Here is a 13,528-nt window from a genome sequence, read left to right as displayed (position 1 = left end):
GCGGCAGGATTCGTTCCGCGATTCCCGATCCCCTAGGCTCGCCCGAATGACGATCGTTTACGCATGGCGGGGCGACTTCGACAACGCGGCCGTCAACGCGCTGCACGCCGAGGGCTTCGAGCACCCGGTGCTCGACATCGACTGGGCGGCGCAGGTCCACCGCCACAGCCTCGGCTGGGTCACCGCGCGGCGCGACGGCGACCTCGTCGGCTTCGTCAACGTCGCCTGGGACGGCGGTGTCCACGCCTTCGTCCTGGACACACTGGTCAGCCTGGCGACACGCCGCTCGGGGGTCGGGACCGGGCTCGTCGCGCGGGCCGTCGAAGGGGCGCGGGCAGCCGGGTGCGAGTGGCTGCACGTCGACTTCGACGACCACCTGCGGGCGTTCTACTTCGACGCGTGCGGCTTCGAGCCGACGGACGCGGGGCTCATCGCCCTCCGACGGTGAGGACGCGCTCCCGTCCCACGTCTGTCCCGGCCCACGGGAACGGCCCCGAGTGGGCGGGGGAGCCACTCGGGGCCGGAGACGGTCGGCCGACCGGGAATCAGCCGACTGTCAGGCTCAGCCCGTAGGCGGAGAGGATCTCGTTGACCGGCTGGTGGTAGGTGGTACCGCCGACCGAGCAGTTGCCCGAGCCGCCGGACGTGACGCCCTGGGCCTGGTTGCCCGAGATGAACGAGCCGCCGGAGTCACCGGGCTGCGCGCACGCGCTGGTGCGGGTCAGGCCGGTCACGGTGCCCTGCGGGTAGCGGACGGTGGCGTTGTGCTGCTGGATGGTGCCGCAGCGCCAGCCGGTGGTGGAGCCGGAGCGGCAGATCGAGGCGCCGACGGACGCCTGCGTGGAGCCCCTGACGATCACCGTGGCGCCGCCGGAGCCGCGCACCCACGGCCGGACGGTGTTGCCGGGCGCGGCGACCCACCCGTAGTCGTTGCCGGGGAAGGAGGAGCCCTGGAAGCTGCCGCTCGGGTTCGTGGTGGTGGAGCCGACGCGGCCGCAGTGTCCCGCGGTCACGAAGCCCGGGGTGGCGCCCCGGGTGACGGAGAAGCCGACGCTGCAGCGGCTGGAGCCGATGTAGTACGCGGATCCGCCGATGATGTCGATGTACGGCTTGGGCGACTCGCCGGACACTCTCACGGCGACCGCGTTCCTGTCGACGCCCGCGGCGTCGGCCAGAGCCTCACCGGCCGCCTGGGTGGGGGCCACGACGGCGACGGTGTTGGCGGTCACGTCGATGAACCAGGCGGCTGCGCCGGACTTGGCGCCGGCCGCGTCGAGCTGGTCCTTGACGCCGGTGAGCTGGGTGAGCGAGCGGCCGACGACGACGGGCTGGGCGCCGCGCGCCTCGATGGCGGCGGTCTCGGCCTTGTCCGTGGTCGCCACGAGCAGCCGGGAGGCGTCGGCGTTGAGCCACGAGCCCGCGTACGACTCGCCGAGGGAGGAGCTGAGTTCCGATTCGGTGGCGGCGGCGCGCTGCTCGTTGGCCAGGCGGGTTCTCGCCTGCTGCTCGGTGAGGCCGAGGTCGCGTTCCATCGCGTCGATCATCGCGGGGTCCGCCGCGCTGGAGGGCGGTTCGGCCGCGAACGCGGGGCCGAACGGGGCCGCTACGCACAGCGCCAGGATGGCGGCACCTGCGAGGACGGATCCTTGACGTAACATGTGCACTCCTTTTGGGGGGTGCTGTAAAGATAGACATGGATGTCCCGATGCGTGACATCCCAAAGTGCATCTACCGCCGCGTTATGCAGCTCCGCCTCGGCGAGTATGAAGGAGTCATGGTCTACTCCCTCGAAACTGTGCGAAACGACTACCCAGCGCTCTCCGACGGATACGCCTACCTCGACGGCGCCGCGGGCACGCAGACCCCCGCCCCGGTGATCGAGGCCGTCGCCCGCGCCTACCGCGAGGGGATCGGCAACGTGGGCGGCGCCTTCCCGGCCAGCCGCCGCGCCGACGCGATCGTCGCGGCCTGCCGGGCCGCGGTCGCCGACCTGGTCGGCGGGGTGCCCGAGGGGGTGATCCTGGGGCCGAACATGACCACGCTCACCTACCGTCTGGCCCGGGTGCTGGCCGGTCCCGGCGACGAGGTGGTGGTGTCACGGCTGGACCACGACGCCAACGTGCGGCCGTGGGCGCAGACCGGGGCGCGGCTGCGCTGGGCGCAGGTGGATCCGGTGACGGGCGAGCTGCCGGTCGAGCAGTACGCGAAGCTGGTGGGGCCGCGCACGCGGGTCGTGGCCGTCACCGCGGCCAGCAACATCCTCGGCACCAGGCCGGACGTGGCGGCCATCTGCGAGATCGCGCACGCGGCCGGGGCGCTGACCTATGTGGACGGCGTGCACGCGACCGCGCACGGGCCGGTGGACGTGCACGCGCTGGGCGCCGACTTCTACGCGACGAGCGCCTACAAGTGGTCGGGTCCGCACGTGGGCGCGGTGGTGGCCGACCCGGTGGCGCTGGCGTCGCTGCATCCGGACAAGCTGGTGCCGGCGCCGGAGACCGTACCGGAGCGGTTCGAGATCGGCACCTCGGCCTTCGCCGACCTCGCCGGGGTGACGGCGGCCGTCGACCATCTGGCCGGGCTGGTGCCCGGCGGCGGAAGCAGGCGCGAGCGGCTGCTGGCCTCGATGCGGGTGGCGCAGGAGCACGAGCTGGAGCTGTTCGCCGGCCTGCTGGCGGGACTGGAGCGGCTGCCGCACGTCACCCTGTACGGGAAACCGGCCCGCCGCACCGCCACGGCGTACTTCACCGTGGCCGGGCTGAGCCCGCGCCAGGTCGCCGAGCGGCTCGCGGCCCGCAAGGTGAACGTCTGGAGCGGCCACAACTACGCGTGGGAGCTGACCGGCGCGCTCGGCCTGCGCGAGTCGGGCGGCGCGGTGCGCGCCGGGCTGGTCCACTACAACGACCGCTCGGACGTCGAGAGGCTGCTCGACGGGGTGGCCGAGCTGAGGCAGGACCGGCGCTGACCCTTGGCCAGGAATTTACTCGGCCTTTTTCCCGCTACTGGGGACATGAACGACAGCAGCCCTGCCCGAACCGCGGCCCAGCTCCTGGTCCAGGCCCTGGAGGCCGAAGGCGTCGAGTACGTCTTCGGCATCCCGGGCGAGGAGAACATCCACTTCGTGGACGCGCTCAACGACTCCTCCATCCGCTACATCCTGGTCCGCCACGAGCAGGGCGCCGCCTTCATGGCCGAGATCTACGGCCGCCTCACCGGCAAGGCCGGGGTCGCCTCCGCCACGCTCGGTCCCGGCGCCATCAACCTGCAACTCGGCGTCGCCGACGCGACGACCAACTCCACCCCCGTGGTCGCGATCACCGCCCAGGTCGGCCTCGACCGCATCTACAAGGAGTCGCACCAGGTCGTGGACCTGGTGTCGCTGTTCCGCCCGATCACCAAGTGGGCGGACCTGGTACCCACCGCCGAGGCGCTGCCCGAGATGGTGCGCAAGGCGTTCAAGACCGCGCAGACCGAACGGCCGGGCGCGGTGTACCTGGCGATCCCCGAGGACGTGGAGAAGGCGCCGGTGCCCGACGGTCTCCAGCCGCTGAAGGTGAACGTGGTGCGCCCCCACGACCCCTCCCCCACGCAGGTGGCGCGGGCCGCCGAACTGCTCGGCCAGGCCAGGCGGCCGGTCGTGCTCGCGGGCCACGGCGCCAGCCGGGCGGGCGCCTCCGAGGCGCTGGTGCGCTTCGCCGAGCGGCTGGGCCTGCCGGTGGCGACCACGTTCAACGGCAAGGGCGTCTTCCCCGACGACCACCCGCACGCGCTCGGCGCGGTCGGTTTCATGCGCCACGACTACGTGAACTTCGGTTTCGACGAGGCCGACGTGCTGATCAGCGTCGGGTACGAGTTGCAGGAGTTCGACCCGGTCAAGATCAACCCGAACGGCGACAAGCGGATCATCCACATCCACCGGTTCCCTGCCGAGGTGGACGACCACTACGACGTCGCGGTCGGCATCCAGGGCGACATCTCGCGCTCGCTGGACGCGCTGGCGGCCGCCGCGCCCAAGACGTTCGCCATCAACGGCACCGGCGAGAAGATCCGCCGCCTGATCGGCGAGGAGCTGGCGCAGGCCGCGAACGAGGACGGCTTCCCGCTGACGCCCCGCCGGGTGGTCGCCGACATCCGGGAGGCGATGGGGCGGCAGGACATCGTGCTCGCCGACACCGGCGCGGTGAAGATGTGGATGGCCCGCATGTACCCGACGTACGAGCCGAACACCATGCTGGTCTCCAACGGGCTGTCGTCGATGGGCTTCTCCGTGCCCGGCGCCCTCGCGGCCAAGCTGGCCTTCCCCGAGCGGAAGGTGCTGGCGGCCACCGGCGACGGCGCGTTCCTGATGAACTCCCAGGAGATCGAGACCGCCGTCCGCGAGCGCATCCCGCTGGTGGTGCTGGTGTGGGTGGACGACGCCTACGGGCTCATCGAGTGGAAGATGGACCTGGAGCTCGGCCGCAGCTCCCACATCGCCTTCGGCAACCCGGACTTCGTGAAGTACGCCGAGAGCTTCGGCGCCAGAGGCTACCGGATCGAGGCGGCCGACGAGCTGCTGCCGACGCTGCGCAAGGCGCTGGACGACGACGGGGTGTCGGTGATCGCCGTGCCGGTCGACTACTCGGCCAACCTGGAGCTGACCGACAAGCTGGGCGAGCTGACCGGACCGTTCTGAGCGGGAGCCGTAGGATCTCACGGGTGAGCCAGACTCTCGCGCGCTTCGACCCCGAGCAGGCGGTCGAGCCGGCCAAGGACCCCTACCACGTCTACCTCGACTCCCTGACCAGCCCCGAGTCGCGGCGGACGATGCGGGGCTGCCTCGACCGGATCGCCCGGCTGCTCACCGGTGTGGAGACCTCGACGGGCGCGGGCCAGCCGTGGCACCTGCTCAGGTACGAGCACACGGTCCGGATCAGGACCCTGCTCACCGAGCAGGGCTGGTCGCCCGCCTACGTCAACAAGCACCTGGTCGCGCTACGGCGGGTGCTGAAGGAAGCGTGGCGGCTCGGGCAGACCAGCGCGGAGGACCTGGCGCGCGCCGGCGACCTCGCGCCGGTGCGCCAGAGCCGGCTGCCGACCGGCCACCACGTGCCGCCCGAGGTCGTCGGCGCCGCGCTGTCGGCCTGCGACGACACGATCGCCGGAGTGCGCGACGCGGCGCTGATCGCCGTCCTGTACTCCACGGGCTGCCGCAGGGCGGAGGTCGCGGGGCTGGAGCTGGCCGACTACGATCCGGGCGCGAGATCGCTGCGGGTGCGCGGCAAGCGCGACAAGGAGCGGCTGGTCTATCTGACGACCGACGCGATCGGGCTGCTGGAGCGGTGGCTGGCCCGGCGCGGCATGGCGGCGGGGCCGCTGTTCAGCCCGCTGAGCAAGGCCGGGCGGCTGCGGCCCCGGCCGCTGAGCGGGCAGGGCATCTCCGACATCCTGACGCGGCGGCTCGGCGAGGCCGGGGCCGCGCGGCGGACCGCGCACGACTTCCGGCGCACCTTCATCGGCGAACTGCTGGACGCGGGCGTGGACCTCGCGACCGCGCAGGCGCTGGTGGGGCACTCCTCGCCCGCCACGACGGCCCGCTACGACCGGCGGCCGGAGAAGACCAGGCGCGAGGCCGTCGACCGGATCAAACTGCCCGCCGCGCGGCCGCTCGGGTGAGCAGCTCAGGCGCGTGAGCGGCGGCGGAACTCACCGGGCGTCATGCCGTACCACTGGCGGAAGGCCAGGTGGAAGCCGACCGGCGAGCGGTAGCCGACGCGTTCGCTGATGCGGCCGTGCGCGAGCGTCGTCTCGGCGAGCAGCCGGGCGGCCTCGCGCAGGCGGCGGGCGGTGAGGTGGCGCATGGGCGCCTCGCCGACGAGCGAACGGAAGTTCGCGGCGAACACCGAGCGCGACAGTCCGGCCTCGGCAGCCAGTGTCTCCAGGGTCCAGGGTTCGGCGAAGCGGGTCTGGACGGCGTGCAACGCCGCGCCGATCCTCGGGTGGCGCAGCGCCTGCAGCACCGGCTCGGTGTCGGCGAGTTCGCCGACCGCGGCCTGCAGGGCCAGGACGTACACGAGCTCGAAGACCCGCAGCACCACGAGCGAGGCGCCCGGCTCCGGGCTCCCCCACTCGGCGGCGAGGTTGCGGAGCGTGTCGTGCAGCAGCGGATGCGCCCGCAGGGCCGCCCGGTCGAGGACCAGCATCGGCGGCAGCGCCTGGTAGAGCGGCGAGGCCGCCGCCCGGTCGTAGTGGAGGCCGCCGCACAGCACGACGGTCTGCGGGCCGTCGCCGCCGACCTCGATCGTCGTCATCTCGCCCGGCCTGCGCTCGGGCAGGACCGACGACAGCGGCACCCCTGGCCGGCCGTGCCGGTCGCCGAGCGTGTGGGCGGTGCCGTGGGGGAAGACGGCGAGTTCGCCCTCCCGCAGGAGGACGGGGTCCATGCCGGGCAGTTCGATCGCGCACGTGCCGTGCTGGACGTAGTGGAGCAGCGCGCACTCCTCGGGCTCGCCGGCCACGGCCCAGGGGGCGCGGGCCTGCCAGCGGCTGTGGAAGACCCCTTGGAGGCGGAGTGGCGTCAGCAGCGCGCCGAGCAGATCACCGTCCACGGACGAACCTTAAACAAGATCGGATATTGCTTTATAGAAGCGTACCGGCCATCGGCGCCATGCTTCACATCATGACCTATCTTGTCATCGGCGCGACGGGGGCGCAGGGGGCTGCGGTCGCCCGGCGGCTGGTCGCCGAGGGCAGGCGCGTCCGGGGGTTCGCGAGGAGCGCCACGATGCCGCCCGGGGTGGAGCCCGTCCACGGCGACCTCAGCGACGCCGCCGCCGTGCGGGCGGCCTTCGCCGGGGCGCGGCGGGCGTTCGTGTCGCTGCCGCCCGTCTACTACTCCACCGTCGTGTCCCACTACGTGGCCACGATCCGCGAGGCCGCGCTCGCGGCGGGGGTGGACCGGCTGGTCTTCAACGTGGGTACCCGGCTGCCCGCCCGCGAGAGCGGCCTCGCGGTGTTCGAGACGCGGCGGCGGGCGATCAGGACGCTGCGCGACGCCGGGCTGCCGGTGCTCGCGCTGTGCCCGACCCTCTACCTGGACGACCTGGCCGCGCCCGCCGTGTCGGGGCCGCTGGCGGAGGAGGGGGTGCTGCGCTGTCCGCTGCCCGCCGACCTGCCGGTGGCGTGGATGTCGCACGACGACCTGGGCGCGGCGGCGCACGCCGCGCTGGTGCGCGAGGACGTGCCGCTGCACGGCAGCGCGCGCGTCGGCGGCCCCTCGGCCGTGACGGGGGACGAGCTCGCCGCCGCGTTCGGGGCACGGTACGAGCCACTGGATCCGATGGACTTCGAGGCCGAGCTTGCGGGGGCACTCGGCATCGGAGCCGCGTCGGCGGTGGTCAGCGCCTACGAGTGGGCGGCCGTGGACCGGACCCTGTACGCGGCGGCACACGACCTGCCCGGCGTCAGGCCCGCCGCGCTGCGTTCGTGGATCGCGGCACAACCCTGGGCGGACCTCTCACCCGCCTGCCGCCGATGATGCCGGGCCGGCGGGAAACACCGCGCCGTTCTTCCGCCGGCCCCTTGTGCGGCTGCGCCGCCTCCTCCTCCGTCACAGCTCCACGCGCGGAGGCGGCGCAGCACTCCCCTCGCTGACGCTCAGAGCCGAAACCTCCCCTCACCAGATCGCCGGTGCCTTAAATGGTGGTGACCGAGCGAAAGGGGGAGCGTCATGGCTCGTACGGAGCGGCCTTTGGACGAGGGGGACGGCCCTCTGGTGGATTTCGCGGCCGAGCTGCGCGGGCTGCGGCGGCGCGCGGGCAACCCGACGTACCGGGCTCTCGCCTCGAAGGCGCATTTCTCGGCCACGACCCTGTCCGAGGCGGCGGCCGGGCGGCGCCTGCCCAGCCTGCAGGTGACGCTGGCCTATGTCAGGGCCTGCGGAGGCGACGCCGAGCAGTGGGAGGCCCGCTGGCACGAGCTGTCCGGACGGGTCGCGGCCGGTGACGCGTCGCCGTACGCGGGGCTCGCGGCCTTCCAGCCGGAGGACGCGGCGCGTTTCCACGGGCGTGAGCGGCTGGCCGCCGAGATCGCCGAACGGATGCGGAGCCGGCCGCTGGTCGCGGTGTTCGGGGCGTCGGGGGCGGGCAAGTCGTCGCTGCTGCGGGCAGGGGTGATCCCGCTGCTGCACGCCGAGGGCCCGGTCGCGTTGCTGACGCCGGGCGCGCACCCGCTCGAAGAGCTTCGCCGCACCTTCGACAAGGAACCGAAGGTGCTGGTGGTGGACCAGTTCGAGGAGGTCTTCACGCTGTGCGCGCCCGCGGAGCGCGCGGAGTTCCTCGCCGAATTACTGGCCGTGACCGGCACCGGGGAGATACGGGCGGTGCTGGGCGTGCGGGCGGACTTCTACGCGCACTGCAGCGGGCACTCCGGGCTGGTCGAGGCGATGCGCGACGCGCAGGTCACCGTGGGCCCGATGACGGCCGACGAACTGCGGCGCGCGGTGACCCGTCCTGCGGCGGACGCCGGGTGCACGCTGGAGGGCGCGCTGCTGACCACGCTGATCGCGCAGGCGGCCGGACGGGCCGGGGTGCTGCCGCTGTTGTCGCACGCGCTGGTGGAGACATGGGTCAGGCGTCGGGGCACCGTCCTCACGCTGGCCGGGTTCGAGGCGGCCGGCGGGATCGGCGGGGCGCTGACGCGGACCGCCGAGGCGGTGTACACGTCCTTCGACGAGGTGGGCAGGAGCCGGGCGCGCGACCTGTTCCTGCGGCTGACGGCGCTCGGCGACGGCACCGGCGACACCAAACGCCGCATCCGGCGCGAGGAGGTCGCCGGGATGGGGCCGGGCACGACCGAGGTCGTCGAACGGCTGGCGGCGGCGAGGCTGCTCACACTGGACACCGAGCACGTCGAGGTGGCGCACGAGGTGCTGATCGGCTCCTGGCCCCGGCTGCGGTCCTGGCTGGACGCCGACAGGGACGGGCTGCGCGCGCACCGGGCGCTGACCGAGGCCGCCGCCGCCTGGCTGGCGCTGGCGCGCGACCCCGGGGCGCTGTACCGGGGAGCGCGGCTGTCCTCGGTGCGCGAATGGCTGAACGGGCCGGTGCCCGGCGGCGCGCTCACCGCCTCCGAGCAGGAGTTCGTGAAGGCCAGCGCCTCCGCCGAGGAGCGTGAGACGACGACGCTGCGGCGCACGGCCCGGCAGCTGCGGGTGCTGGTGACGGCGCTGAGCGTGATGCTCGTGCTGGCCGGCGCGGCCGTCGTGGCCGCCGTGCGCGCCCAGGACTCCGCTTCGGCCCAGCGCAACGAGGCCGTCTCCCAGCAGCTCGCGGTCCGCGCCGGCACGCTCCGCCAGACCGACCCGGCGCTGGCGGCCCAGCTCGGCCTGGCCGGGTACCGGATCGCCCCCACCGTCGCGGCCCGGAGCGCGCTGCTGAGCACGTTCGCCGCTCCGTACGCGACCCGGCTGGCGGGTCACGACGGCGGAGTGGAGTCGGTGACGTTCAACCGCGACGGCACCCTGATCGCCACCTCGGGGATGGACCGCACGGCGCGGCTGTGGGACGGCACCGACCCTTACCATCCTCGGGAACTGGCCACGCTCCCCGGCCACACGGGGAACGTGTCGGACGTGGCCTTCGCGCCCCGGGAGCACCTGCTGATCACCGGCAGCGACGACCGCACCGCCCGGCTGTGGGACGTGCGCGACCGCAGGCGGCCCGTCGAGCTGGCCACGCTGACCGGGCACACCGGGGCGGTGCTCGGGGTGGCATTCGATTCGTCGGGACGGCTCGCGGCCACGGCGGGCGGCGACGGCGTGATCCGGCTGTGGGACGTCGCCGACCCCCGGCGGCCGACGCCGAAGGCGGAGCTCACCGGGCACACCGGCCCGGTCGACGACGTGCTCTTCGCCGACGGCGACCGCATGTTGCTGACCGCGGGCTGGGACCGCACGATCGGCGTGTGGGATGTCTCGGACCCGGCACGCCCCGGCCCGCCGATCCTGCGAAGGGGCCACACCGACGTGGTCAACTCCCTGTCGCTCAGCCCCGACGGCACCGTCCTGGCCAGCACCAGCCCGGACAGGACCGTACGCCTGTGGCGGGTGAACGAGCCCGCCCAGGCGGCCTTCGGCGTCCTGGAAGGCCACACCGACCACGCCAGGACGGCTGCCTTCAGCCCGGACGGCCGCACCCTGGCCACCACCAGCCACGATCGCACCGTCCACCTGTGGGACCTGTCGGACCCCCGGCATCCGCGCCGGGTCGGAGTGCTGACCGGACACACCGAGTTCGTCATCTCGGCCGCGTTCAGCCCCGACGGCCGCGTCCTCGCCACGGCGGGCAACGACCGGCTGGTGCGCCTGTGGCACCTGCCGCTGCCCGCGCTCGCCGCACACCGGGACTCGGTGTACGGCCTCGCCTACCATCCGGGCACCGGGCTACTGGCCAGCGCCGGGTACGACCGGACGGTCAGGTTGTGGGACACCGGCGCCGCCGTCCTCGCCGAGACGGCCACGCTGAGCGGGCACACCGACGCCGTCAACAGCGTCGCCTTCTCCCCCGGCGGCCGGTTGCTGGCCAGCGGCAGCGCCGATCGCACCGTCCGCCTTTGGCAGGTCGGCACCCCACCCGGGCCGGTACCGCTGACGACGCTGACCGGTCACACCGACGCGGTCAACGCGGTGGCCTTCGCAGCGGGCGGACGGGTGCTGGCCAGCGCGAGCGCGGACTTCACCGTCCGGCTGTGGGACGTCTCGGACCCGGCGCGGGTGACGAGGCTGTCCACCACGGCCGGGCCCGTCCAGGTCCGTTTCGGCACGGTCGGATTCAGCCCCGACGGCGGCAGGCTGGCCGCAGCCGGGTCCGACGGGCAGCTGCTGCTCTGGGACGTCGCGGACCCGCGCCAGCCCCTGCCGCTGCCGTCGCCGACCGCTCGGCACGGCGACACCGTCAAAGCGCTGGCCTTCAGCCCGGACGGCCGGATGCTGGCCAGCGCGAGCGCCGATCACACCGTCCGGCTGTGGGACCTGCCGGCCGCCTCGGCCCCGGTGCCGCTGGCGACCCTGCGCGGTCACACCGACACCGTTCACGCCCTGGCCTTCTCCCCCGGCGGCCGGTTGCTGGCCAGCGCGAGCGCCGACCGCACCGTCCGGCTGTGGGACCTGTCGGATCCCGCGCAACCGGGCGAACTGGCCGTGTTCACCGACCCCCGCGACCGCGTGTACGCCGTGTCCGTCGCGCCCGACGGCTCGGCCGTGGCGGCGGGCGGCCAGGACCGCGTCGTGTACCGCTGGGACCTCGACACGCGGCGGGCCACCGCCCGGATCTGCGCGGTCTCGGCCGTCTCGCGCGCCGACTGGGCGCAGTACCTGCCGGGACAGCCGTTCCAGCCGCCCTGCGGCGGCGGCTGAGATCGCCCGCGGGCATTGCAAATCCGGGCGCGCCGTCGCAGACTGCTGCTGCGGGCGATCCGGTCCACCGCCTGCGGCGTTCTGCAGATCACGCGTCCCGCTGGGGGACGCGGAAGCACCGATGCACAAGGAGTGCAGCATGCAGTTCTCACGGACCAAGCACCGCATCGCCGCCGCCGCGTTCGCGGCGGCCACCGCCGGCCTCCTGATGGCGGCGGGCGGCCCGGCTCTGGCCGCTGGGCCGGCTGCTGGGTTGGCCCCAGTACCGGCCGCTGGGTCGACCCTTGGGGAGGCCGCGATCTGTGTCCCCGAGGCGCCGGTGTGCGCGGAGATCACCGGCGAGCCGGGCGCCTACCGGCTCAGCTTCACGATCAGGCCGGCGCCGCAGCAGCAGTCGGTGTCCTTCACGGTCAACGGCGCCCGCGCGTCCGGCAGTCTGCAGAGCGGCGTCTCCGGGAACGTCCTGAGAGGGCAGTTCCGGCCGTCCACGCCGCTGGTGCGGGGTGACGTGGCGTGCGTGCTTTCGGGCGTTCACGCTCCGGCCTGCGCCACCACGCCCTGATCAGGCCACGTGCCACCGTGTCCGGACGACCGGTGGCACGCCGGTCTCGCCGTGCCCGCGCCCGTTCGGCCCGGCGCGGTCGGAACAGCTAGGCCGGGGTGACGATCTGGATCAGGTTCCCGCAGGTGTCGTCGAAGACCGCCATGGTGACCGTCCCGGCGTCCAGCGGCTCCTGTGTGAACGTCACCCCGAGCGCGCGCAGCCGCTCGTACTCCTCGCGCACGTCGGCGACCTGGAAGGAGGTGGCCGGGATGCCGTCGGCGACCAGTGCCTTCTTGTACGGCCCGACCGCCGGGTGCCCGTCGGGCTCCAGCAGCAGCTCCGTACCCTCGGGGTCCTCCGGCGAGACGACCGTCAGCCATCGGGCCCCGCCCACCGGGATGTCGTGCTTGGCGACGAAGCCGAGCGTCCCGGTGTAGAAGTCGAGGGCTTTCTGCTGGTCGTCCACGAACACGCCGGTGACGTAGATCTTCATGGTTGCGGTCCTTTCCCGGTGAGCGGCCATCGCTCGAAGATGGCCGCCAGCGGAGCGGTGTCGAGATGATGGAACTTGTACCGGCCCTGCCTGCGCGTGGCGATCAGCCCTGCCTCCTCCAGCACCGCGAGGTGCTGTGAGACGGCCTGCCTGGTCAGGCAGAGCCCGTGCCGGCTCGTCAGGCGGACGCAGATCTCGAACAGGGTCTGGCCGTCGCGCTCGGTCAGTTCGTCGAGGATGATGCGCCGGGTCGGGTCGGCGAGGGCCTTGAAGACATCGGCCATACCCGCGACAATAGGCAAGTCGCTACTTGCCTGTCAACGCGGCGCGGCGGGCGGGTCACCGTACGAGGTCGCCGTGGCGCGCCGTCCCGGACGGGTCACCGCATGAGGTCGCCGTGGCGCGCCGTCCCGGACGGGTCACCGCATGAGGTCGCCGTGGCGCGCCGTCCCGGGCGGTCACCGCACGAGGTCGCCGAAGGCGCGGCGGACGGCGGCGGCCGCCTCGGGGTACAGGTCGTCGGCCGACGCACCCTCCGACAGACGCAGCCAGAAGCGGCGGGCCAGCACCCGCTGTGTGGCCAGCAGCTGGGCGGCGAGCACCGCCGCCGCCAGCGCGTCGTGGCGCTCCTCCAGCACCTCCGCCAGCGCCGCCTCCTCCCGTTCCATGTAGTGCGCCACCCGCACCGCGAGGCTCGGCGTCTCGAACACCAGCCGGTGGTAGGCGAGCACGGCGGGCGTGTCGTTGAGCCCGGTCACCGGGTCGCGCCGTTCCAGCCCCCGCAGGAAGTGCTCGCACAGCGCCCCCACCGGGTCGGCGCCTCCGGCCGAGGCCACCCGGGCGGCCTCGCCCCTGTGGTCGGAGATCCGGTCCATGACGAGGTCTTCCTTGGCCGCGAAGTACTTGAACAGCGTGGGTTTCGACACCCGCGCCGCGGCGGCGACCTCGGCCACGGACACCTCGTCGAAGCCTCGCTCCAGGAACAACGCGATCGCCGCCTCGGAGATGGCCTGGTGGGTCTGCTGGCGCTTGAGCTGTCGAAGTCCGGTCACCCACCCATGTTAACCTAGTTAAAAAGTTAACTCGGTTAAGTGGAGGG

At 73.3% G+C, this 13,528-nt stretch carries 12 protein-coding genes; 7 read left to right on the top strand and 5 right to left on the bottom strand.

From position 1 onward, the window contains the following. Window positions 1-46 precede the first annotated feature (46 nt). Window positions 47-448, top strand: a complete 402-nt coding sequence (locus ABD120_RS21600) for a GNAT family N-acetyltransferase (RefSeq protein WP_343951773.1) — start codon at window positions 47-49, stop codon at window positions 446-448. A gap of 97 nt (window positions 449-545) precedes the next feature. On the opposite strand, the gene ABD120_RS21595 is transcribed toward ABD120_RS21600, so the two are convergent. Continuing rightward, window positions 546-1,658: a S1 family peptidase gene (locus ABD120_RS21595; protein ID WP_343951772.1), complete on the bottom strand. Its 1,113-nt coding sequence runs from the start codon at window positions 1,656-1,658 to the stop codon at window positions 546-548. A 47-nt stretch (window positions 1,659-1,705) separates the two neighbouring features. Between ABD120_RS21595 and ABD120_RS21590 the strand changes: the two genes are divergently transcribed. The 3 genes from ABD120_RS21590 to ABD120_RS21580 are packed head-to-tail and all read left to right on the top strand — an operon-like array spanning window position 1,706 to window position 5,655. After that, a complete protein-coding gene (locus ABD120_RS21590) occupies window positions 1,706-2,965 on the top strand; it encodes a cysteine desulfurase-like protein (RefSeq protein ID WP_343951771.1) in 1,260 nt (419 codons plus the stop codon). A gap of 45 nt (window positions 2,966-3,010) precedes the next feature. After that, window positions 3,011-4,675 (top strand): acetolactate synthase large subunit, encoded by a 1,665-nt coding sequence (locus ABD120_RS21585; protein WP_343951770.1) that lies wholly within the window; start codon window positions 3,011-3,013, stop codon window positions 4,673-4,675. Window positions 4,676-4,698: 23 nt separating this feature from the next. Then, a complete protein-coding gene (locus ABD120_RS21580; RefSeq protein WP_343951769.1) occupies window positions 4,699-5,655 on the top strand; it encodes a tyrosine-type recombinase/integrase in 957 nt (318 codons plus the stop codon). 5 nt (window positions 5,656-5,660) lie between these two features. Here the strand turns inward: ABD120_RS21580 and ABD120_RS21575 are convergent, their stop codons facing one another. After that, window positions 5,661-6,587 carry an AraC family transcriptional regulator gene (locus ABD120_RS21575; protein WP_343951768.1) on the bottom strand — a complete coding sequence of 309 codons (927 nt, stop codon included), beginning with the start codon at window positions 6,585-6,587 and terminating at the stop codon, window positions 5,661-5,663. A 71-nt stretch (window positions 6,588-6,658) separates the two neighbouring features. Between ABD120_RS21575 and ABD120_RS21570 the strand changes: the two genes are divergently transcribed. The 3 genes from ABD120_RS21570 (at window position 6,659) to ABD120_RS21560 (ending at window position 11,954) form a co-directional block, all read left to right on the top strand. After that, entirely contained in the window at window positions 6,659-7,516 is an 858-nt protein-coding gene (locus ABD120_RS21570) for an SDR family oxidoreductase (protein WP_343951767.1), read from the top strand. A 192-nt stretch (window positions 7,517-7,708) separates the two neighbouring features. Beyond that, window positions 7,709-11,392, top strand: a complete 3,684-nt coding sequence (locus ABD120_RS21565; protein WP_343951766.1) for an nSTAND1 domain-containing NTPase — start codon at window positions 7,709-7,711, stop codon at window positions 11,390-11,392. 139 nt (window positions 11,393-11,531) lie between these two features. Continuing rightward, entirely contained in the window at window positions 11,532-11,954 is a 423-nt protein-coding gene (locus ABD120_RS21560; protein ID WP_343951765.1) for a hypothetical protein, read from the top strand. 88 nt (window positions 11,955-12,042) lie between these two features. On the opposite strand, the gene ABD120_RS21555 is transcribed toward ABD120_RS21560, so the two are convergent. The 3 genes from ABD120_RS21555 to ABD120_RS21545 all read right to left on the bottom strand — a co-directional run bounded on the left by ABD120_RS21555 (window position 12,043) and on the right by ABD120_RS21545 (window position 13,481). Next, window positions 12,043-12,429, bottom strand: a complete 387-nt coding sequence (locus tag ABD120_RS21555) for a VOC family protein (protein ID WP_343951764.1) — start codon at window positions 12,427-12,429, stop codon at window positions 12,043-12,045. Next, window positions 12,426-12,713 (bottom strand): ArsR/SmtB family transcription factor, encoded by a 288-nt coding sequence (locus ABD120_RS21550; RefSeq protein WP_343951763.1) that lies wholly within the window; start codon window positions 12,711-12,713, stop codon window positions 12,426-12,428. The genes ABD120_RS21555 and ABD120_RS21550 overlap by 4 nt, the downstream gene beginning before the upstream one ends. Before the next feature lie 174 nt (window positions 12,714-12,887). Then, window positions 12,888-13,481 (bottom strand): TetR family transcriptional regulator, encoded by a 594-nt coding sequence (locus ABD120_RS21545; RefSeq protein ID WP_343951762.1) that lies wholly within the window; start codon window positions 13,479-13,481, stop codon window positions 12,888-12,890. Window positions 13,482-13,528: the final 47 nt, after the last annotated feature.

This window comes from Nonomuraea longicatena (assembly GCF_039525605.1).
Lineage (GTDB): Bacteria > Actinomycetota > Actinomycetes > Streptosporangiales > Streptosporangiaceae > Nonomuraea > Nonomuraea longicatena.
The sequence above is the reverse complement of the archived record's forward strand: the minus strand, read 5'-3'. Positions and strand labels throughout refer to the sequence as shown.